The following is a 22421-nucleotide window of genomic DNA, read 5'->3' as shown; positions in this document are numbered from 1 at the left end:
TAGAGGACAAGTTTTCTTATGCTTTAAGTAATTAAAATTAGGACAAAAGAAAATTTTTTTCATCATTTGTGAAAATCGTAAGAATATTAATAGTTTTTGTAGTAAATAGAGCTAATTTTTGGTAGAATGAGAAAATCATTTTTAAATTGCAACGATGATTGAGGGGAATTATTTGAATACTTTAACAAAAAAAGAAATTATGTTTATTGGATTTATGTTATTTTCTATGTTATTTGGAGCTGGTAATTTAATTTTTCCAGCATACATTGGACAAGCAGCTGGAGAGAATGTATGGCAAGCAATAATTGGATTTATTATTTCAGATGCAGGTATTGCGATTTTAGCATTTATAGCAATAGCTAAATCCGGTAATTTTGATACGCTTGTAAAGAGAGTACATCCTATTTTTGCGCTTCTCTTCCCGATGGCAATCTACTTGTCGATCGGACCTGGGCTTGCAATTCCACGAGCTAGTAGTCTGGCATATGAAATGGGAGTTAAACCATTTTTGCCTGCAGGTTTAGCTGTTTCTCCAATAGGACTATTAGTTTATACGATTGTGTTTTTTAGTATCGTTTATTGGTTTGCTAAATCACCTTCAAAATTAGTTGACAGATTCGGTAAAATTTTAACTCCAGCTTTACTAATCTTAATTTTAATTGTTTTTATGAAAGCAATGTTTACAGACTTATCTAGTTTTAAGGATGCATCCTTAACTTATAAATCTAATCCTGTCTCACAAGGAATTTTAGATGGCTATCAAACAATGGATGGGATTTGTGCATTAATCTACGGGATTGTTTTCATCAATATTTTTCAAAGATTAAATGTTACAAATCAAAAATTACAAATTAAATATTTAATGATTTTCGGTTTAATTTGTGCATTATTATTATCGTTAACTTATTTTATAATTGGCTACTTAGGTGCTTCAGCAACGATTACTGGACAAATTGACAATGGAGCAATCGTCTTAACGACTGTAATGAATCAATTATTTGGTAATGGTGGAACGATTGTATTAGGACTTATTTTTACACTTGCATGTTTAAGTGTTTGTATTGGTTTGATCACATCATGTTCTCAGTATTTTAATAGTATTTTCCCTAAACTATCTTATAAAAAATGGGCAATCTTATTATGTTTTATAAGTGGATTCGTAGCAAATTTAGGACTTACTCAAATATTAAAAGTTTCCGTTCCAATATTAGGTCTTTTATATCCAATGGCAATTGCACTCATTGTTCTAGCACTTTTACACGATCAATTACCATTTAAAGGTAGACCTGTTTATTTATTAACAATTTTGTTTGTTGGAATTTATAGCCTAATTGAGATTATCAATTCATCATTTTTAAATAATGGACTTAATGAATTATTATCGATTGTTCCAATGCAAAGTAAAGGATTCGGTTGGGTAATACCCGCTTTACTTGGTTTTGTAATTGGGTGTATGATGGAGAAGTTTTTCGTTAAAGAATATACCGAAGTAAAAAACGCAGCATAATTTAATTTTCAAAAATTAAGAGCGGCTCATTAGTCTAAGCACTTACTGAGGTCGCTCTTTTTAATTTTTAAAAATGTTTATTAAGGTTTTCTTTTACTAACAAAGATGGCTTTAATTCAATAATACTTTTTTGTCCGGATAAAGCCATCGTTAAATCAAAATCAGCTAAAATATTTTTCATTACTTGGATTACTCCGTTTTTACCACCAAGAGCTAGTCCATACATATACGGTCGACCAATTAATACTGCATCAGCACCGATTGCTAATGCTTTATACAGATCCGCTCCCCTTCTAATACCACTATCCATTAAAATTGGTAATTCACCTTTTAATTCACTACAAATGCTCTCTAATGCATCTAAAGTACTAATTGTTCCATCAACTTGTCTACCACCATGATTTGAAACGATGATGCCATCCATTCCATATTCAAGTGCAAGCATCGCATCGTCCTTATGTAAAATGCCCTTTAATAAAATTGGTAATTTAGTTTGATTTCGCAAAAATGCTAAATCTTCCCACGTTAATGCAGGATTGCCAAAGAGTCTTGTCCATAATAGAATTGCTGACTGTGGATCTTCTTTTGGTGAATTATTTAATCTTGAGCAAAACACTGGATCCTCTAAATAGTTCCCGATACCTTGTCCTTGTAAGAATGGCAAATATGCATTTTCAATATCTTTTTCTCTCCAGCCCATTATCGAAGTATCAAGTGTAATAACAATTGCTTCATAGCCATTTGCTTCAGCACGTTTAATCATACTTGCTGCAATTTCCATATCACTACTACAATATAATTGATACCATTTAGGAGAATTTCCTAGAACACTTGAAACCTTTTCCAATGAGTAAGTTGATGCAGTACTAGTAATGTATGGAATATTCAATTCTGCTGCTGCTTTAGCAGTTTCAAGTTCCCCTTCTGGGTGTGCAATCGACTGGACACCGATTGGTGCAAATAAAACTGGTGAATTATATGTTTTGCCAAATAATTTTATACTAATATCACGCTCAGCCACATTACGTAACATTCGCGGTACAATTTTCCATTTGTCAAAGGCTAATCGGTTTTCATTCATCGAGCGCTCACTACCTGCGCCACCTGCTATATAATAAAAAGGTCCCTCTTCTAATTGATCTTGTGCTAACTTTTCTAAATCCTCAAATCTAACAGGAATCTCACTTTTTTTCCCGGTACTATACACTTGCAATTGAATAGAATTCCCGAAATTCTTCATTCCAAACACATCCTTAAAAAAGTTGTAACCGTTTACATATTCTAATTCGGTTCAAATAACTCCTTTAAATTTCTGAATAAATTATTCGACATTTTTAATATTTATAAGTTTTCCTTTCTCATTAAGGACTTAATTTTATATTAAAAATATTTAATTGTATAATATTACTCTATTTTTTGTTCTTAAATACTGTAAGAGAGTGTACAAATAAGTAAGATACCCTTTTTAATATTAATGGTTGATTGAAAGAATAGTAAATCGATTTGGTTAACCAATTTGATTGAATGTTTATTTATATTAATTTAAGAAACTAAATAAATGTAAATACCTTTCGCCCTTATTACTATAAAGGTGGTGTTAGTTTGAATCACTCTGATTGGATTAAATTAAGTGTAAGACTTGCTTACGAAAACTTATTAAATAAAAATGGTGGACCATTTGGGGCAGTTATTGTCAAAGATGGAAAAGTAATTGGTGCCGGAGTAAATGGTGTCACAACATTAAATGATCCAACTGCACATGCAGAGGTCCAAGCAATTCGAAACGCATGTCAAAATTTAGGTACATATTTATTAAAGGATGCTGTCTTATACACAAGTTGTGAACCATGCCCGATGTGTCTAAGTGCCGCCTATTGGTCTAGAATTTCAAAAATATATTATTTTTTCACAAAAGATGATGCTGCAAAAATTGGTTTTGATGATGCACATATCTATGATGAACTTTCATTGCCCTATGAAGATCGAACGATACCAAGTGAACAAATTATGATTAAAGTCAAAGATATTGAAAACCCTTTCATTGTTTGGTCAAAAGAAGAAAGTCATGTTCATTATTAATCAGTATAAAAAAGGTTGCTCATTAATAACTAACGGGCAACCTTTTTTTAGAAATATTAATCTTTTAGCTCATGATCCTGTTCTGACACTTCAATTTCCACTAAATTTGAAGGTTCATCTATTTCGTTATTCATTTCTTTCCAAATTTTATACTTTTCAATATCTTTGTTAATCTGTTTAAATGTATACGCTAAAATCGTTGCATCATCTAAAAAGCCTAAGCCTACGATAAAATCTGGTATTGCATCGATTGGACTGACAAAATAAATTAATGCCCCAATTACAGTCAAAATTGATTTTGTGGAAATATCTCTATAACTGCCATTAATATATGATTTAAATAGATCTATAAATAAATTTACTTTTTCCCAAGCTTCACCTAACGCTCCTTTTTTATTCGGTGCGAGCTTAGCAGCATTTTTCAATAAAGTCGTTGATTTTTCTTTATTTCCTAAATAGGAAGAAGCTTTCTTTAAATACTTTTTAAAAAACTTATTTTCATTTAACTCAGACATTATTTCTCCTCCCTTTTTTATAGTTTATCAAATATGAAAACAAGATGAAAGTACGAAAAACCACTAATCACTTGATTAGTGGTTTCACTTTTTTCACAAATATTGACCTTCAATGTCAAAGGTTTGTGTATAGAATTATTTTTTATATAACTCTTCTACTTGCTTTTGTAAATCCTTGTTCTCTAAGAACTCATCATAAGTACACTCTTTATCAACTAAACCGTTTGGTGTCACTTCAATGACACGGTTTGCAATTGTTTGAATGAACTGATGGTCATGAGATGTAAATAATGCAGTACCTTTGAATGCAATTAAACCATTATTTAATGCTGTAATTGACTCTAAGTCTAAGTGGTTAGTAGGATCATCTAATACTAATACGTTTGCTCCACTTAACATCATTTTTGAAAGCATACAACGAACTTTTTCTCCCCCAGATAGAACAGAAGCTTTTTTCATTACTTCCTCTCCTGAGAATAGCATACGTCCTAAGAAACCACGTAGGAAGCTTTCAGACTCATCTTGTGGAGAGAACTGACGTAACCATTCGATTAAGTTCATATCACTTTTTTCAAAGAACTCTGAGTTATCTTTAGGGAAAAATGCTTGAGAAGTTGTTACACCCCATTTAAATGAACCTGTATCTGGCTCCATTTCACCCATTAAAATTTTAAATAAAGTTGAAATCGCAACGTCATTTTTACCAACAAACGCAATTTTATCGCCTTTGTTTACAGTAAAACGTACGTTATCTAGTACTTTTTCACCATCGATTGTTTTTGAAATTCCATCTACAGTTAATAAATCATTTCCAACTTCTCTCTCTGGCGTAAATCCAACGAATGGATAACGACGAGAAGATGGTCTAATATCATCAAGTGTAATTTTATCTAAAAGTTTTTTACGTGAAGTAGCTTGTTTTGCTTTTGAAGCATTTGAGCTAAATCGAGCAATAAATCCTTGTAGTTCTTTAATTTTCTCTTCTTTTTTCTTATTAGCATCAGACATTAATCTTTGAGCTAATTGACTTGATTCATACCAGAAATCATAGTTACCAACATAAAGTTGAATTTTACCAAAATCTAAATCAGCCATATGCGTACATACTTGATTTAAGAAGTGACGGTCATGTGATACAACGATAACTGTGTTTTCAAAGTTAATTAAGAAGTTTTCTAACCATTGAACAGCCTTAAGATCTAAGTTATTCGTTGGCTCATCTAGTAAAAGAATATCTGGTTGACCAAATAATGCTTGAGCAAGTAAAACTTTTACTTTCTCGCCTGCTTGTAATTCAGCCATTTTTTTATAATGTAAGTCTTCTGTAATGCCAAGACCTTTTAATAAAATCGCAGCTTCTGATTCTGCTTCCCAACCATTTAACTCTGCAAACTCACCTTCAAGTTCTGCAGCTTTCATGCCATCTTCTTCAGTGAAATCTTCTTTCATGTAGATTGCATCTTTTTCTTTCATTACTTCGAAAAGACGAGTATGACCCATAATTACAGTTTGAAGAACTTCAAACTCTTCATACTCAAACTGGTTTTGTTTTAATACTGCAAGACGCTCACCTGGTGTTACAATTACATCACCTGTAGAAGGCTCGATATCACCAGATAAAATTTTAATAAAAGTAGATTTACCCGCACCATTCGCACCAATTAAACCGTAACAGTTACCTGGTGTAAACTTTATATTAACATCATCAAATAATTTTCTGTCCGCAAAACGCAAACTAACATTAGAAACTGTAATCATTTTAATTATATTCCTCCAACTCTTTTGCTCTACTCTTTACAATACCATATTTTAAAAGGAAATTAAATTTTTTCTAAAATAAATTCAAAAACAATCTCCAAATTTTGTAAAAAAACAGCTTAATTTAGTTTTTCATTTCCTTTTTAAAGGCAATATATGAGTATATAGTTGGGAATCCAATTAATAATATAATCAATGGAATGACAATTATTCCCTTATCACTCATTGGTATAAAATAAAGCAATAAAAAACATAAACCAATGATCATAAATACTCTACCGCTAACACGATGTGTTTTTTTCCAAACATTTTCATTACTTAATGTCCAAGGGGTACGGACCCCGATAAAATAATTCGAACGAACATGAGGCATATAATTTCCAAGAAACATAAACAAAAGGCCAATAAAAAGAAAACTCATTGAGCCGATATGAACGTCATAACCTAATCCATAAAATAAAACACTCATATTAATTAAAAAGAAAATAAATAAAATCCCTGTTACCATAAAGTATAAGCTTCTCTGGAATAACTTATAATTCTCTTTTCTTGGATCAATCTTCGGAGTAACAATTGGCAATATATAAACGAAAAGCATGATCGCATGTAGCTCGATAAACGTTTGCATTTTTGAATCGTAATTATTAACTTGTCCTGAAAAATCCCAATGAACAGGTAATTGACTTGGTAAATCATGAAAGTTAATAATCCAAAATACTAATGAACAAATAAATAGTAAAATTGCAATAATATGCTTTTTCAATCTAAGTCTCCTCTCAGGTTATTTTCTTTAAAACTATATGCCCAACTGATAATTTCTTGAAAAACCGTCATATTTAAAGAATAAATAATAAATTGCCCCTTCTTTTCATCTTGAATTAACTTGGCTGACTTTAATATTTTAAGATGTTGAGAAATACTAGGTTTTGACATATCGAATTGTTCTGAAATTTCCCCAGCAGTTAAATCTTTCTCTTTTAATAAATCTAAAATTTTCCTTCTAGTTGGATCCGATAATGCTTTAAATAGTTCATTCACCTTTCACACCCCTAAGATTTAGTATTTAGTTAATTAACTAAATACTAAAATCTATTTGTGTAATAGTCAATTATGCTAAGATTAGATTTATATTATTTTAAGTTTTTATTTCGTTTCTATATAATTTAAATTAAACATCAAATTTAGGAAATTAAAAGATTAGAGGTAATATCATGGCAAATAAACTATATTTTGAACACCCCTCATTAAAAAAATGGTTTACTAAAATTACTGAAATTAAAGAAGTTGATTCATTATTTCATATCAAACTTGAAGATTCTGCTTTTTATCCTGAAGGTGGCGGGCAGCCATCTGATTTCGGTACAATTAATGGAATCGAAATTGTTGATTTAATAGAGGATGATGAAGAAGTAATCCATGTCTTAAATGCAAAACCGGAAACATTGGAAGCAACATGTGAAATAAATTGGGACCGTAGAATTGATCATATGCAACATCATAGCGGCCAACATTTACTTTCAGCAACCATTATTGAACTATTTGATCTACCTACTGTAAGTTTTCATTTAGGAAAAGAGACAGTTACGATTGACCTAGATACCCCTTCTCTTTCAGCTGAACAATTAAATCAAATTGAAAGAGCAGTATATGAAAAGATTCTTGCTAATATTGAAATTAAAACCTACTTCGTAAATAAAGAAGAATTAAATGCACTTCAACTTCGCAAATTACCAAAAGTTGAAGACAATATAAGAATTGTTGAGATTTTACATACTGATTTATCTGCTTGTTGTGGTACTCATGTAAAACAAACGGGTGAAATTGGATTTATCAAATTAATTAAAACTGAAAAAGTAAGACAAACTACTAGACTTCATTTTAAATGTGGCTATAGAGCACTTGAGGAAATTCAAAAAACTAGTAAAACATTATCAACTATTAATCAATTATTTAATACACATACTGATCAAGTTAAAAATAAAGTCGAATTGACAATTAATGAATTAAAAGAAGCGCAAAAAGAAATCGAGAAAATGAAAGAAACGATCTTTAACTCAATTTCTAATGAGTTATTATTAAATGCAACAAATGATATCATTATTAAAACATTTGAAGAAGAATCAGTTAAAGACTTACAGTTACTCGCAAAATCAATACAGGCTAAAAAACCTTCTTTACTTGTATTTTCAAGTGTAAAAGAGCAAAAATTATTGCTAATTAATCAACTTAAAAATGATGTAAATTGTGGGGAACTAATTAAAAATTTACTAAAACAGGTTGAAGGAAAAGGTGGCGGCGGTGCAGGGCAAGCACAAGCGACATTTGAAACTTCAAGCCGATTAAACGAAGCTGAAAATACTTTAAAACATATTTTGCTTCCTCAGGTAAATGTATAAACATTATATTTAGATGAAAAAAGAACAACGACGGACTTCTCAGGTCCACAGTTGTTCTTTTCTTGTTTTGTGCTAAATAATTAAAATCATTTAAATCTATTCTACCGAATACTTATAGAATTTTTTATCGACCTTCATTACTGGAAAATTCTCAGGTAAATCATTACCCTCTACACTTGTAAATCCATTTTTTTCATAAAATCGATGAGCGGCTAAAAATTGAGGGGTTGTTCCAAGATAAATTGCTTTTATTGACATTTCTTTCGCCCATTCAATAGCATTATTTAATAAGAGACTTGCAGTATTATATTTAGCACCTCTGTAATCCTTATCTACAAACATCTTTCTTAACGCAACCTGCTCATTTCCTATGTCTAAAAGACTGATTGTACCAACTACTTTATCGCCAGAAAGAGCCACCCAAAAGTTCCCGTTTCCATTCTGATAAAATTCTTCTATCGTAAACAAATCAGGCTGATCATCCTTGGTAATCTTTATACTGTATTCTTTTTGCTGAATAGCAAGAATTAAATCAACTACTTGAGCTTGATAATCATTTGAGTATTCTTTCACAATTGGGCTGTTGTTCATAAATTTACACCGCCTTTAATATATTTAGATCTTACTTTTTTTCAATTTAACTACTAATCTTTGAGATACTATTACCTCTTTATTCAATATTGAGATACTTTAACATGATGGATAGAAAAAAATGTAAAAAAGGACGAATGTTGACATCATTTAACAATGTGTATATTTACGCAAGCATATCTTGATATTCCTTTTTGCGTTCAAATTCAGCCTTAGCAAATGGACACAGTGGCACAATCTTTTTGTCTTGTTCTCTCATCTCTTCTACAACAGAAGCAACAAGTTTACTGGCAATATTTTGTCCTCGCAAGGATTCTTCGACAAAAGTATGATCAATGATCACTTTTGATGCTCCAGCTTGTACAAATGTAATTTCAGCGACGATTTTCCCTTCTTCATTCTCAATGAAGTGTTTTTTATCTGCCTTTTCAATATTCATATTATTTTTCATCCTTTTTATAAATATATTGTAGTGCACCACTTGGACATAAATCGATCGTTTTCATAGCTGAATCTGCTTCTCCATTATCAGCAAGAATCCACGGCTTTCTTTTTGTATCAAACACTTTCGGCAAAGTCCTTACACAATTACCTGAATGTGTACAGATCTCTTTGCTGAAATAAACTTCAATCTCTTCTCCTGAATATTTCCGATATCCTTTACTTAGTAGGTCTTCTTTATTCATTTCATAATCCCTTCTCATTTTGTATATTTTCTCCTATTTTTAAGCAAACCAATTTTAAACAAGCACACTCATTTATTATTTGACCTCTAACCTAAAAAAAACACCTCCAAAATGTCGATAATTATTTATACGACTTTGGGGGTGTTTTTTCCTTTGTCAAAGGCTTTTATTTAACCGGAACCAATACTATATAAGAATTTGGCTAGCTAAAACAGTTATTATAATTGACTCTAAAGAAGGCTTTAAACAAATAAAAAAGAAACGTAATCATTTTAAATTTATTTTTGGGTTGAGTAGTTGTTAATTCCTTATAGAACTAACGAATGAGTTACTTGCATAACAACAAACCCATTGTTTTAATTTCTAAGTTTTTTTAGCTTGGGAATATAAACTTTTACTCCACTTTTGACACTGATTTATTAATAGCTATAACGTGGAGTATAAATCTAATGATTAATTGACCTAGAAAATATAATATAAAATAGAAAATTGAAGAAATATTTCTTTCAATTAACTTATATGGACCATTTTCTGGTATAAAAATTTTCACTAAAATAATAGATAATAAAAGTACGAGTACATTTACTATGAGAATAAAGCCCCCTATAGTAGAATACCTATCCATTATAAGTGATAGGTATCCTACTATAAGGGGAAATATCAATGTGTCGATTTTGTAGTACAACAATTTGCTTAACTTTTCACTCTCTAATGCCTTTACCGATAACTTTCTGAGTTTCACCATCGAAATAAACGACAAGATCACCAGCTAATTGACTGTTTTTTGTTTTAAACGTAACAGCATAAACTTCTTTTCCGTCATAATTTTTATATGTTAAGTGTGCAATTTTGTTTGTAACTACTTTTTGTTCTACTTTGCCACGATCATCTACTAATTCGGCTTTTTCCCTATCCGATAAAGTTTGGTAAACGATTGCTGCAATTGAATATGAGGACTTTTTTTCTTTTATATCGTCACCACACCCAGACAAAATGATTGCTGAAAAAACAACAATCAAAACAATAATAAAAATTTTTTTCTTTTTGTTCACCTCATCTCCCTTGATGAATAAAATTCCCTTTTTTAATAATTATTTTCTTCTATTCCAAAAAGCCCATTTTATTTCAACTAAACTACCATTTACTTAATAAAAAAAGCTACCGAGGCAACTTTAAGGTTGTTCAACTAGCGCAATATGTTAGTTGAATAAGGGTTTAAATATTTGTGATTGATAATAGTTCATCATTGCCTTTCCATTTTTCCCCCTATTTAAAAGTCACATCTAATTCAACTATCGCATGCGTTTGTTGCAAATATGTTGTTAAATCCGAAAAAATAAAATAGCACAATAAAAAAATTTAAGAAGTTTGAAAAAAATTATTCAATTTACCTATTTGTTCATTTTTTTCATAACTATTGGTAACTATAAAAATATATTTAAATCAAATGAAAGGAATTTATTTATGGAAACAACCCAAAATAAAATGAAAGCTTTACTTAACAAGGTACCAGAAGTTACAATCTATTTCTGGATTATCAAAGTTTTATGTACAACCGTTGGTGAAACATTTGCTGATTTCCTGAATTTTAACCTTGGTCTTGGATTAGGACTTACTACGATCATTATGGGTTTAGCATTTTTTATCTCATTATTTTTTCAATTCAGAGCAAAAAAATATGTTCCTAGTTATTATTGGATAACTGTTGTGTTAATAAGTGTATTCGGTACTTTGGTAACAGATAATTTGACTGACGCAATGGGAGTACCTCTTGAGACAAGTACAATTGTTTTCTCAATACTACTAGGATTAACTTTCCTTTTTTGGTATCTTAGTGAAAAAACACTTTCTATACACTCAATTTTCACAAGAAAAAGAGAAGTTTTCTATTGGTTTTCCATTCTTTTCACATTTGCTCTAGGAACTGCAGTAGGAGATTTGTATTCAGAACAACTTGGACTTGGGTATTTTAAGACCGGAGTAACAGTAATTGGTATCATACTTTGTGTATTTTTAGCATGGAAGTTTTTAAAGCTTGATGGAATGTTAGCTTTTTGGATAGTGTATATTCTTACTCGACCACTCGGCGCTTCATTAGGCGATTACTTATCTCAGCCAAAAGTAAATGGCGGGTTAGGCTTAGGTACAACAGTTACAAGTGTAATTTTTCTAACCGCAATTTTAGCTATCATCATTTTCCTAGCTGTCACAAAAATTGATATTTCCGCAAGAAGTGAAACAAAAGAAATAAATAGTAGTAAAAAAAATGTTATGGCACAAACAATTTTAGTATTGTTTATTTTCTTAGCAGTAGGTATTGGCGGTTATGTAAAATTATCATCACAAACTGCTTCTACTCAAACTACATTATCTGGTCAATTAACGGATTTTGTAAATATTGAAAATCAAATTCTAACAGATGTGAACTCAAAGAACTTTACTTCAGCTTATAAAAATGCTGATAATTTGGAACATCAATGGGATTCATCAGAGGCTAAACTTAGAAAAATAGATGGAACAACATGGACAAAAATTGACGGAACAATTGACGTTGTATTAGCAACAGTTCGTTCATCAAAACCTGATGTAAGTAAATGCAAAACGGCAATAAATAATTCACTTAGTGTAATAAACGCTGCTAATAAATAAAAGACTTTAGTTTAGGAATTGCAAACTGCAGTTCCTTTTTAAATTGTCGATAATGTCCATTTTGTAAAGTTAGAAATGCATTTTCCCCAGAAAACTCTAAACAAATATTAATCTTAATGTTCTTAAATTCTAAACAAATTTATTATCGATAAAGAGGTTAATAATTCACCTGAAAATAGAGAATAAGTTGGATATAGGCATATATTTATGTAAGTATTGCAATGCGTTAGTTCAATAAGAATTGTATTCAAAAATAGCCCAAGGAAGCTAAAAAACTGGTTCTGTTCAAGGTTTTTGTCATTTGCAATGTCACATCCTTTCTCTGCTTCAGCAAGAGATTTAATAAAACCATTTTCATTCAATGAAAAATCAAACTGATTTTTAAACTCTTTTTCTAATCCGTTACACAAAAAAGAATGGAACGTATTAGTTTCATAGCCTAAGACCTCATAGCCTTTTATCAAATTAGTATCATCAACAATAAATTGTTTCCTGAATAAAAAAGTAAAGTTAACGCAATTTTGTTCCAGTTTATCATCCTAAAATTAAGAAAGCAGCATTTTATGGTTGATATTAAAAAGTGATTGTGTATCAAATCTTATAAGTATAGTAAGATATTGAAGAATACAATTTATAAGGTGAATTAAGGGTGCCATTACAATATTGGTAATATGATATTTAACAGCTCTAAAAATCTGTTTTTTCAAGCATCTTATTTAGTTGATTATCAAAACGAATATTATTTCATTGAAAAGGAATAGAATTTATGACAAAACAAAAAATTGATCCACGTGTAATTAGAACTAGAAGGTTATTAAAGCAGGCCTTTATTGACCTCATGGAAGTACGAGCTTTTGATGAAATTACTGTACAGGATATTTCTGATCAAGCAACTGTGAAACGTGCTACATTTTATCTTCACTATAAAGATAAGAATGAACTTATGATTCAATATATTGACGAAACTTTAAAAGATTTGCGTGAAAAAGTAAATGTCCAAATATCATTTTTAGACAACTTCGATTATTTAGACCAACAACCTCATCCAAGTTTTGTTCAATTATTTCACCAGATTGCGGAAAATTTCGCGTTTTATAGAGCTTTACTTGTTACTAACCGTATTCCTTATTTAACTTCGGGACTTTTAGAAATTATTCATGAGTTTGTTTCCGAGGGGATTAACCAAATAGAACCTAGTGATCAAAACCTTATTGCTAAAAGAGATTTAATCATCAAATATGTGGAATCTGCCTTTTTAGAAGTTATTATTTGGTGGATTGAAAATAACATGCATTATTCTGAACATGAAATGGCTTTTCAATTAATGACTTTGTCTATTAAAGGGCCTTACAAAAATAATCCTCTGAAATACAGAAGTTTATCTGCTGAAAATAATGCAAATAAAAAGCCGATCAACTAATGATCGACTTTTTATTTGGATTGAAATTTATAAAACAAGTCATGTTTTCTATAAATTCTTTCTAGCACAGCCGTCATTCTATCCGTAATCGCAATAAATTATAGGGCTGTCCAACCACCATCAATAACAAGCTCAGCTCCGGTCATAAAGCGTGATTCATCAGATGCAAGGAATAGTACTCCATACGCAACATCTTCAGGTTTTCCGAAATAAGGAAGTTGAGTAAACGTTTGATAGTATGGTAAAGCCTCTTTAAACGATTCAGCTGTCATTGGTGTCTCAATAATACCAGGGTGAACGGAATTCACTCTAATTTTATCTTTTCCATATTCTACAGCAGCTGATTTTGATAAAGAACGTAATGCCCCTTTTGCAGCAGTATATGGGCTTGATCCAGCCATACCTACTATCCCACCAATAGATGAAATATTAATCAAAGAACCACCACCGACTTTTTGCATCTCTGGAATGACATGTTTCATTCCAAGAACACAGCCATTTAAATTAATATCCATTACTTTATTCCATTCATCCATTTCCATTTGAGTCATCGTTTTTGGACTAGCTACACCAGCATTATTCACTAATACGTCTATCTTACCGTAATGATTTATTGCTTCTTGGATTACAATTTTCCATTCTTTCTCAGATGTAACATTATGCTTTAAACCGATTGCATCCCCACCATCTGCTTTAATTTCATTTATTAACTCATTTAACGCATCTTCTTTAATATCTGTTGCGATTACTTTTGCTCCTTCTTTAGCAAAAAGCTTTGCTTCTGATGCCCCCATTCCAAGAGCTGCACCAGTGATAATTGCTACTTTACCTGTTAAACGTCCCATCATAATCATCCTCTCAAAAAGATTGAATATCTATCTCATTTATTAAAAAAATAGTGTTTACAAAAACATTTAAGTTTACCTAGGATATTCATATTATACATTAAACACTAGAAAATGTGAAGTTATGTACATCGTGTCAATTAATTAAACAAGCGGATTATTTTCTACAGTAACTGCTCCTGTTTTTATAGGAGAAAAAATAAGAAGAAATGCCATTATTAAGATAATGAAATTAGTCCAATAAAAAAAACTACCTAGGTAGTCCATCATTGTTAAACTAACGCAATGCTTTAGTTGCTTAAGGCATTTCTTTTTAAAAAGAGAATAGCGAAATAACAATCCCATTAATATAAAATTCCATAATCTCATTATGATCTCCTTTTGTTTAAGTTATCTAGTATTTACATTTCATTTAAATCATAGCACAATTTAGTATTTTCTAATTTAACAATACTTACATTTTGTAATATAAAAAAAAGACTACTGAAGTAGCCTATTTTTCTACAACTAAAGCAATGAGTTAGATATATGTATATTTGAACTTAAAATAGAAACCACACTTTTTTGTGGTTTCTATTTTTTTATTGTACTTAAAACAGGTTGTGCACCTTTTTCGGAAATAATTGTTACAAGTAGACTAGTAACCATATCGGCTTTTTGACTGTCTGTTGCAGTTAATAATCCTTTTTCTTCAAGCATTTTCAAGGCATCTTCCACCATACCAACAGCGCCTTCTACTATTTCTCTTTTAGCTTGAACAACAGCTTTCGCTTGTTGTCTTTGTAGCATACTACTTGCTATCTCAGGAGCATAAGCAAGATGACTTAATCGAGCTTCTTGAACTTTTACTCCGCTTTTTTGAAGTCTTTCTTGTAACTCATTTTGTAATTCTACTGCAATCTCTTCTGCATTCCCTCTTAAAGAATATTCTTCTTTATTTGTCGTGTCATAAGCATATTTCGTTGCAATATGACGAATTGCTGTCTCACTTTGAATCATTACAAATTTTTGATAATCTGCAACATCAAACAATGCTTTTTCAACATCAACTACACTATATACTACAACCGCTGCAATCTCGATTGGATTCCCATCGATGTCATTTACTTTCAATACATCGCTATTGAAGTTAACAGCCTTTAGATTAACTTTTGATTTACTTGTAAATGGAATAGTACAATAGAATCCATCCTCGTAGATTGTCCCTAAATATTTCCCCATAAATACCATAGCAACTGCTACTTTAGGTTGGTTAATTACAAATCCAGATGAAATCAAACAAACGAATAAAAATGAAGTAATCATGAAAAATGCATTACCACTAGTTAAAGAAATTATCCCTCCAAACAATAATAATCCTATTATTAATACCAACACGATGTAGCCGTTAATTCGAAATGCTTCTTTTTTCATATTTTTCTCCTCTTATAAATTTAAAAGATACTATTCTAATAAGGAATGAAATTAATCGTTTTAATTCTTGGATTCCTCTTTAGATCAATAATTTAAAAGAAATTCTAAATTTGAAAGTAATCCAAGAATTATAAATCCAATTCCTAATGAAAACCATAGTGATTTTACTAACCAAACAGGCAAAAATTTTAAAAAACCTCCAAGAAAAAATGTAATTATAAACCCGATACAGCCTAAAAACTCATTTGCGTATACAGTTATATCTGTAGCATTCCATAAGTTTTCTTTATTTTTTTCATTTGTGATCATTCCTTGTATGAATAGAAGACCACCTGTAATTATCAGTCCTAATCGAAGTATCCTGTTGATCCCCCCAATAATCCTCCTGATAGTTTATCTAGTCTCATGTTTAATAATAGGCTAATTATACAGCTAAGATTGACTTCTGTAACTTGGGGTATTTTTGCATATTTAATAGAATTTTAGAAAATCCATCTTCAACTAAACTGACATTTACTTTAATTTTAAAAAACACCGAAGCAGTCAATTCCTTTTCAACTATCGCATGCCTTAGCCAACCATGAATTCTCAAATTCACCACAGTGAATCGAAGTTTAGATCGTACATCCAAGTAGCTGAATAAGATTTACTAAAGTTTAACCCAATTATAATGTTCAACAGTCGGAAATGGATCATAAAAATGATGTAATTGCTTTTTCCATTCTTGATACTCGTTAGATTGTCTAAAACCAACTGTATGGTCTTCTAATGTTTCCCATTGAACTAGTAGTAAATATTTCCCCTTTACTTCTATACAACGTTGTAATTCGTGAGATATGTAGCCTTTCATTGAAGAAATTATTTGTGATGCACCACGAAATTCTTCTTCATAGTCCTCTTCCATACCTTGCTTAACTTGTAGCATAACGGCTTCCAATATCATATTTAATCCTCTTTTCATAAGTTCATCAATATTATTTTAAGAGTCCTTTTATTAATATTTACTTCAAGAAATTGAAAAAGGAGCTGATCGTAAAGCACCTCAGTGTTATTCAACTATTGCATGTTTTAGTTACATATGAACTCAAGTTAATAATTTAGCCATGTAGTATTCATCAAAACTATTACTGTTTATTATTAGTGAGTTCCTTTTTGTTCCTTCAATTTCATATCCCATTTTTTTATATAAACCTACACCTGCTTCGTTTTGTTTTACAACAGTTAGTTCTAATCTTGAAATACTATGTTTAATTGCCCATTCTTCTATGTTTTGAAATAATTTAGTACCAATACCTTTACCTTTGTATTCCTCTAAGATTCAAATGGCAAGGTAGACTGAATGTTTTTTTCTTATCGTACTACTCCCAATCGCAAACGCATAACCGACTAATATTCCAGAAGAATTTTCTGCAATAAATATGGTTGAATTCGGTGATTTTTAATAACTTCTAACTGTTTACGTTGTTTTTCGGCTGTAATATTTCTTTCTCCAGCTCCATACAGCATGAAATCAGCCTGTTTTTCAACTTCTTTAATGAGTTGTACAAAATTTTCTGCATCGTCTAGTTTGATTTCTCTAATGTTCATTTATTTCTCGCCTTATGTAATGGATTAATAATGATAATTCTATAAAGGTAATCGTATTCCCTTTCATATGTAAATAAACAGCCATCTACTTCAAAAAAAAAACGAGCTGCAAGCAACTCGTGTTCTTAAACTAAAACATGTGTTTAGGATATTTTATTTTAAATCAAAACATTATTATTTTTGGAGCATTTGAAAATAGCATTCTTCAACGAAGTAGAATCTCGTCTATCATCGATTCAAGATCATACTTAACACCATTCACAAGTTCCCTCATGGAGTTTAACAGTTAAGAGTGTCAACTTTATTTTTTAAAGTTTAAATATAATGTGTATTTTCTACTTGTACTAAAAACAAGACCATCAATAAAATGATCTTCTTACTAAATGTTTAACATTGAGATTAAAATGACTACCACATTCAGTATTTTTAGCTGCTTAACTATGATTTAATAAAGTTCATGGTGCTTTTATGCTTATAAAAGTCTTTAATCGTTAGATTGTAATGAGTGATCTAAACTCCTATAGCGATTTTCCAACAGACTTTTTAAAACGGATATTTCCTGTAATAATCGCTCTCCCTCATTAGTTTCTAGAACCTTTTTTCTCTCGAGTTCTTTTCCCACCAACCTTTTGACGGATAAAACATCTGACCCTTTAAGTAGAACATCTTTTTTTGAATTAAATTTTTCATGTGCAACAAGTTGTATACCACAGGAATTATATAATAGAGTGTATCCAGCAATACCAGTTGTTGATTGATAAGCCTTGGAAAATCCTCCATCAATGACTATCAACTTTCCGTTTGCTTTAATTGGATTTTCTCCTTTTATTTCTTTAACAGGTGTATGGCCGTTTATTATATGACCAACTTTTGGATTAAGATCCATTTCTGCTAGAATTTTACTGCAGATTTCCTCTTTTTCTCGTAAATGGTAATAGGGATTCTTAATCTCTTTATGGGTTTGTTTGTCTTTTATAAAATACCTTTCAAAGGTCGTCATTGCTCTTTTTCCAAATAATGATGAATATTCTCCTGTCCATAAATACCAGACCATATCTGTTGCGAGATCATCCGTCTCTTCAGGATGTGCAAAAGCATGTCGTAAATAATGTTCAAAAATATCAAGTAAATCACGACCTGCATAAGTATAATTTTCAATTACCATTTTTTCCATATTACCATTTTCATCGATTGGGATGCATCCATGTATTAATAAGTTCCCATTATACTTCAAATAAAGACTGCCTTTCTTCATGAGAAAATTCATATGTCTGGCCAACTTTTCTGAATGCTGGACAAAAAACAATAGTCTGTCCAAAACTTGCTCTTCTTCCTTTAATAATTCACTAGGATTATCTGGATTTATAGTTGCAAAGCAAGTATTTTCTAATGGATAAGTTTCCCCATTAATTGTTATTTCATTTTGGTCATAATTAATTTTCTCAAGTAAAGTCCTTTCTGACATATTAAAATACGGGCGTCGCTTTATGATTGGCATTTCAAGCTTAAATTGAATAATTGCAATCGCTTGATGGATTTTAGTGATTTGCAAAATTTCATGATCAGACTTTTTTTTATCCGAATTGCTCTTTGGTCTAAACGCTAGATTGTCCACATAGTACTTTTCTGCAAGATTTAAAAGTGGTATAAGATTTATTCCATACACATCTTCTATTATATTTAAATTGTCGTATCGAGCACAGATTCGAATAATATTAGCTAGACATACCTTTGATCCAGCAAAGGCACCGATCCATAAGACATCATGATTTCCCCATTGAATATCAACAGAATGATAATTAATTAAAGTGTCCATAATTTTATCAGGTTCAGGTCCGCGATCATAAATATCACCCACGACATGAAGATGGTCAACTACTAACCGCTGAGTAGAATAGGCCAGACCTGTAATGAGCTTATCTGCTTGACCAAGAGAAATAATTTGCTGGACTATTTTTGAATAATATTGTTTCTTATCGATCGATTCATCTATTTTGTAAAGTAGCTCTTCTATTATATAAACAAACTCTTGAGGCAATGCTTTATGTAATTTTGAGCGTGTATATTTAGTTGAGGAATAAGAAATTAGCTTGATCATACGGTCAATGGTTTCTGTGTACCACTGTTGTAACTCTTGTTTATTTACACACTTATTTCTAATTAACTTTAATTTTTCTTCAGGATAATAAACTAACGTTGCAAATTCATTTATTTCCATATCAGATAGTTCATCTTGAAATAGGTCCCTTATTTTCTCTTTCACTCTACCCGAACCATTTCTTAACACATGTTGAAAAGCTTGATATTCACCGTGTAAGTCACTAACAAAATGCTCTGTTCCCTTTGGCAGATTGAGAGTGGCTTCAAGATTAATAATCTCAGTTACAACTTTTTCTTCACTATCATATTTATGAGCCAGTAAATCTAAGTATTTTATGTTCAACTTTTTGGTATCTCCTTTGTAATTTCTTCCTTTATTTTTCTCTTGAAGGATACTCTTAATACCTATATGATAAAAGAAAGGAACCCATAATTTGGATGCCTGTATGTTAGCAGGAATTATGTTTCTTTTTGTTGGATTAAATAAGTTATATGATATAAGATTACCAACTTAATCTTCAACTATCGCATCTCATTAGTTGCATAAGTTCTTTAATCACTAATGTAAAACCAAATTAAGTCTTTGCGAAGTTCTTCAAGAATTTTCTTTTCTCCAAGTGAGTTTGGATATACATCAGAATCTTCATACACATTATTTTCTGCTTCAGTTAAACTACTTGCAGTTTCAATGATATATGATTTTAGTTCATCACAATAGTTTACTTTATAATAAGCTCCTTTTAAAAAATAGTTTAAGACATTGTTCACTTTTATTTTTTCAAATCCTAATTCAATCATTAAAGTATCGATTTTCTCTTTATTATTCTTCATTTTTTTCTCCTCAAAAAATAATCTCCAAATGGTGGGAAAAATACAATACGTTAGTTAAATCAGCCTTTAGAAATGTCCAAAATGAACTTGCGAAACTATTATTTATAAAATAATGGAAATTTAACAATAATCGCCATTTTCATCTATTCCAATTGGAAAGTAAGGCATACCATTCATTAATTCAACTAATTCATAAGGGTCTCCATCATTTGAAAGCCAGTCAATAGTAAAGACCTTAGGGTTAATATATTCATCAGAACCATTATTTTTGTAATTAACATTTAAGTCATTGCATTTTAACCAATATTTCCTAAACACTGCAATAACTCTTCCTGAACAACATATAGGGTCAAAATTCCCAATAATATAATTCTCAATTTCTACCTCTGATTTTCCTTCAATTAACATTTTTTCTCTAATAAAATCCAATTTATCTTCTTCAAATGAGACAGCTTTATCTAGTTCTTTTACATATTCATCAAATAAGTTTTTATAAGTATTATTCATTTTTATCCCCTATGTAATAATTAACTTTATGAAAATTTTAATTTATTAATTCAAATTCAACAATACCCTTCTTATTTCACTAATCTATTTCTATTTAATCCTTTTCTTGAGTCACTAACCTACCATTTAGCTGATTAAGCACTACGACACCCCAATTAATCGATACCTATAAACTACTTTTTCTATTTTTATTTCGATTTTACATAGTCTTTTTTAACTATTGATGAGATAATAGATTTTGTCGAATTATATTAGGTTAAATGGGGAGAAATTTTTATGTGGAAAAACCGAAACGTTTGGATCGTGTTGTTCGGTGAATTTGGAGCCGGTATAGGTCTTTGGTTCGGAATTATCGGAAATTTAGAATTTATGCAAAAACATATATCTTCTGATTTCTTTAAATCGTTAATTCTTTTTATCGGTTTATTAGCAGGAGTTATTGTTGGTCCGTTAGCTGGGAGGTTAATTGATCAATATTCAAAGAAAAAGATTTTATTAATTAGTGGTTTAGGTCGTACGTTAAGTGTGATTCTTATGTTTTTCGCAATACAATACGGAAGTATTATTTTCATGGTCTTATTTTTAGTTATGCTACAAATTTCTGCTGCATTTTACTTTCCAGCGCTTCAAGCTGTCATACCAATGATTGTGAAAAACGAACAGTTATTAACTTTAAACGGTATTCATATGAATATTTCTACAATATCAAGAATTGCCGGAACTTCAATTGGTGGTATTTTAGTTGTATCAACTAGTCTCACAAATGTATACGGAATGAGTATGTTAGCATATGCATTTTTATTTTTAATGACGTTCTTTTTACGAATTGAAGAACCATCGATCAAACCAATGAATGTAGAAAAAACAAATAAATCTAAAACTGACAAAGGATTTGCTGAAATATTTGCACTTATTAGAAAAAGTCCAACAATCTTAAATTTATTTATCTTGAACTTAGTCCCGGTACTATTCCTTGGTGGATTTAATTTAATGGTAATCGAAATAAGTGATATTCAACATGATCCTTCAATCAAAGGCCTTATTTATACAAGTGAAGGTATCTCATTCATGATTGGAGCATTTGTCATTAAACGATTAACAAAAAAGTATACGAATAAACAATTACTATACTTTTCAACTTTTTTAGTAGCTTTTGCTCAGCTATCACTTTTCTTTGCAGATCACCATTGGATGACACTTATCTCATTTGCAATTTTCGGATTTTCAGTTGGTTGCTTCTTTCCTGTTTGTTCAACTGTTTTCCAAACTTCAATTGACAAATCTTATCATGGTCGACTTTTCTCATTTAGAAGTATGTATGACCGTGTAACATTTCAAATCGTACTATTAAGTACAGGATTATTTTTAGATACAATTGGTTTACAATATATGGTTTTAATATTTGGAACGGTTTCGCTCTTAATTCTTGCTAGATTATTGTATAAAGATAAAAAATCTAAAGTAGAGTTAGTGAACGAAAATCAAAACTTATCAATGTAATTAAAGAGGCTGTCTCAGAAGTCATGTTAGCTGACAC

Annotated in this window: 24 protein-coding genes; 7 read left to right on the top strand and 17 right to left on the bottom strand. The window is 30.6% G+C overall.

The features are described from left to right. Positions 1-172: 172 nt before the first annotated feature. Positions 173-1507, top strand: coding sequence for a branched-chain amino acid transport system II carrier protein (gene brnQ, locus AN960_RS23330; protein WP_056477109.1), 1335 nt, complete (start codon positions 173-175; stop codon positions 1505-1507). Positions 1508-1574: 67 nt separating this feature from the next. Here the strand turns inward: brnQ and AN960_RS23325 are convergent, their stop codons facing one another. Next, entirely contained in the window at positions 1575-2747 is a 1173-nt protein-coding gene (locus tag AN960_RS23325) for a lactate 2-monooxygenase (protein WP_056477106.1), read from the bottom strand. Positions 2748-3109: 362 nt separating this feature from the next. On the opposite strand from AN960_RS23325, the gene AN960_RS23320 reads away from it, so the two are divergent. Next, complete coding sequence (locus AN960_RS23320; RefSeq protein ID WP_056477104.1) at positions 3110-3586, top strand: nucleoside deaminase; 477 nt, start codon at positions 3110-3112, stop codon at positions 3584-3586. A gap of 56 nt (positions 3587-3642) precedes the next feature. Here the strand turns inward: AN960_RS23320 and AN960_RS23315 are convergent, their stop codons facing one another. The 4 genes from AN960_RS23315 to AN960_RS23300 all read right to left on the bottom strand — a co-directional run bounded on the left by AN960_RS23315 (position 3643) and on the right by AN960_RS23300 (position 6897). Further along, positions 3643-4101 (bottom strand): YkvA family protein, encoded by a 459-nt coding sequence (locus AN960_RS23315; RefSeq protein ID WP_056477101.1) that lies wholly within the window; start codon positions 4099-4101, stop codon positions 3643-3645. A gap of 135 nt (positions 4102-4236) precedes the next feature. Continuing rightward, the gene (locus AN960_RS23310) at positions 4237-5859 is read right to left on the bottom strand and encodes an ABC-F family ATP-binding cassette domain-containing protein (RefSeq protein WP_056477099.1); all 1623 of its coding nucleotides are present in this window, start codon (positions 5857-5859) and stop codon (positions 4237-4239) included. Positions 5860-5983: 124 nt separating this feature from the next. Further along, positions 5984-6622 carry an SdpI family protein gene (locus tag AN960_RS23305; RefSeq protein WP_056477096.1) on the bottom strand — a complete coding sequence of 213 codons (639 nt, stop codon included), beginning with the start codon at positions 6620-6622 and terminating at the stop codon, positions 5984-5986. Next, positions 6619-6897, bottom strand: a complete 279-nt coding sequence (locus AN960_RS23300) for an autorepressor SdpR family transcription factor (RefSeq protein ID WP_056477093.1) — start codon at positions 6895-6897, stop codon at positions 6619-6621. Before AN960_RS23300 ends, AN960_RS23305 begins: the two co-directional genes overlap by 4 nt. 173 nt (positions 6898-7070) lie before the next feature. On the opposite strand from AN960_RS23300, the gene AN960_RS23295 reads away from it, so the two are divergent. Then, a complete protein-coding gene (locus tag AN960_RS23295) occupies positions 7071-8255 on the top strand; it encodes an alanyl-tRNA editing protein (protein ID WP_056477089.1) in 1185 nt (394 codons plus the stop codon). A 96-nt stretch (positions 8256-8351) separates the two neighbouring features. Here AN960_RS23295 and AN960_RS23290 read toward each other — a convergent pair whose 3' ends face one another. The 3 genes from AN960_RS23290 to AN960_RS23280 all read right to left on the bottom strand — a co-directional run bounded on the left by AN960_RS23290 (position 8352) and on the right by AN960_RS23280 (position 9532). Continuing rightward, positions 8352-8846, bottom strand: a complete 495-nt coding sequence (locus tag AN960_RS23290) for a GNAT family N-acetyltransferase (protein ID WP_056477086.1) — start codon at positions 8844-8846, stop codon at positions 8352-8354. Between the two features lie 166 nt (positions 8847-9012). After that, positions 9013-9285 carry a GNAT family N-acetyltransferase gene (locus AN960_RS23285; protein WP_056477083.1) on the bottom strand — a complete coding sequence of 91 codons (273 nt, stop codon included), beginning with the start codon at positions 9283-9285 and terminating at the stop codon, positions 9013-9015. A gap of 1 nt (position 9286) precedes the next feature. After that, positions 9287-9532, bottom strand: a complete 246-nt coding sequence (locus AN960_RS23280) for a (4Fe-4S)-binding protein (RefSeq protein WP_082459670.1) — start codon at positions 9530-9532, stop codon at positions 9287-9289. Between the two features lie 127 nt (positions 9533-9659). Between AN960_RS23280 and AN960_RS25395 the strand changes: the two genes are divergently transcribed. Further along, a complete protein-coding gene (locus AN960_RS25395; RefSeq protein WP_156339771.1) occupies positions 9660-9836 on the top strand; it encodes a DUF3977 family protein in 177 nt (58 codons plus the stop codon). A 397-nt stretch (positions 9837-10233) separates the two neighbouring features. Here AN960_RS25395 and AN960_RS23275 read toward each other — a convergent pair whose 3' ends face one another. Further along, a complete protein-coding gene (locus AN960_RS23275; RefSeq protein WP_056477077.1) occupies positions 10234-10584 on the bottom strand; it encodes a hypothetical protein in 351 nt (116 codons plus the stop codon). Positions 10585-10996: 412 nt separating this feature from the next. Here AN960_RS23275 and AN960_RS23270 point away from each other — a divergent pair, with 412 nt between their 5' ends. Together AN960_RS23270 and AN960_RS23265 are read left to right on the top strand one after the other, a co-directional pair. Continuing rightward, the gene (locus tag AN960_RS23270; RefSeq protein WP_056477074.1) at positions 10997-12181 is read left to right on the top strand and encodes a COG4705 family protein; all 1185 of its coding nucleotides are present in this window, start codon (positions 10997-10999) and stop codon (positions 12179-12181) included. 766 nt (positions 12182-12947) lie between these two features. Further along, positions 12948-13601 (top strand): TetR/AcrR family transcriptional regulator, encoded by a 654-nt coding sequence (locus AN960_RS23265; RefSeq protein WP_056477070.1) that lies wholly within the window; start codon positions 12948-12950, stop codon positions 13599-13601. A gap of 98 nt (positions 13602-13699) precedes the next feature. On the opposite strand, the gene AN960_RS23260 is transcribed toward AN960_RS23265, so the two are convergent. The 8 genes from AN960_RS23260 to AN960_RS23220 all read right to left on the bottom strand — a co-directional run bounded on the left by AN960_RS23260 (position 13700) and on the right by AN960_RS23220 (position 20884). Further along, positions 13700-14446 (bottom strand): SDR family NAD(P)-dependent oxidoreductase, encoded by a 747-nt coding sequence (locus AN960_RS23260; protein WP_056477068.1) that lies wholly within the window; start codon positions 14444-14446, stop codon positions 13700-13702. 573 nt (positions 14447-15019) lie between these two features. Next, positions 15020-15859, bottom strand: a complete 840-nt coding sequence (locus AN960_RS23250) for an SPFH domain-containing protein (protein ID WP_056477063.1) — start codon at positions 15857-15859, stop codon at positions 15020-15022. Positions 15860-16508: 649 nt separating this feature from the next. Beyond that, positions 16509-16802: an antibiotic biosynthesis monooxygenase family protein gene (locus tag AN960_RS23240; protein WP_056477058.1), complete on the bottom strand. Its 294-nt coding sequence runs from the start codon at positions 16800-16802 to the stop codon at positions 16509-16511. 141 nt (positions 16803-16943) lie between these two features. Beyond that, the gene (locus tag AN960_RS25390; RefSeq protein WP_353611594.1) at positions 16944-17126 is read right to left on the bottom strand and encodes a GNAT family N-acetyltransferase; all 183 of its coding nucleotides are present in this window, start codon (positions 17124-17126) and stop codon (positions 16944-16946) included. Positions 17127-17245: 119 nt separating this feature from the next. Then, positions 17246-17446: a hypothetical protein gene (locus AN960_RS25385; protein ID WP_353611591.1), complete on the bottom strand. Its 201-nt coding sequence runs from the start codon at positions 17444-17446 to the stop codon at positions 17246-17248. Positions 17447-17930: 484 nt separating this feature from the next. Beyond that, positions 17931-19889 carry a fructose-bisphosphatase class III gene (locus tag AN960_RS23230; RefSeq protein WP_056477055.1) on the bottom strand — a complete coding sequence of 653 codons (1959 nt, stop codon included), beginning with the start codon at positions 19887-19889 and terminating at the stop codon, positions 17931-17933. 209 nt (positions 19890-20098) lie between these two features. Continuing rightward, the gene (locus AN960_RS23225) at positions 20099-20377 is read right to left on the bottom strand and encodes a hypothetical protein (protein WP_056477052.1); all 279 of its coding nucleotides are present in this window, start codon (positions 20375-20377) and stop codon (positions 20099-20101) included. A 120-nt stretch (positions 20378-20497) separates the two neighbouring features. Then, positions 20498-20884, bottom strand: coding sequence for a hypothetical protein (locus tag AN960_RS23220; RefSeq protein ID WP_056477049.1), 387 nt, complete (start codon positions 20882-20884; stop codon positions 20498-20500). Between the two features lie 276 nt (positions 20885-21160). On the opposite strand from AN960_RS23220, the gene AN960_RS23215 reads away from it, so the two are divergent. Continuing rightward, positions 21161-22384 (top strand): MFS transporter, encoded by a 1224-nt coding sequence (locus AN960_RS23215; protein WP_056477046.1) that lies wholly within the window; start codon positions 21161-21163, stop codon positions 22382-22384. Positions 22385-22421: the final 37 nt, after the last annotated feature.

This window comes from Bacillus sp. FJAT-25509 (assembly GCF_001420605.1).
Classification (GTDB): domain Bacteria; phylum Bacillota; class Bacilli; order Bacillales; family Bacillaceae_G; genus Gottfriedia.
Note: the sequence above shows the minus strand (reverse complement) of the source record. Positions and strands in the feature narration are given on the sequence as shown.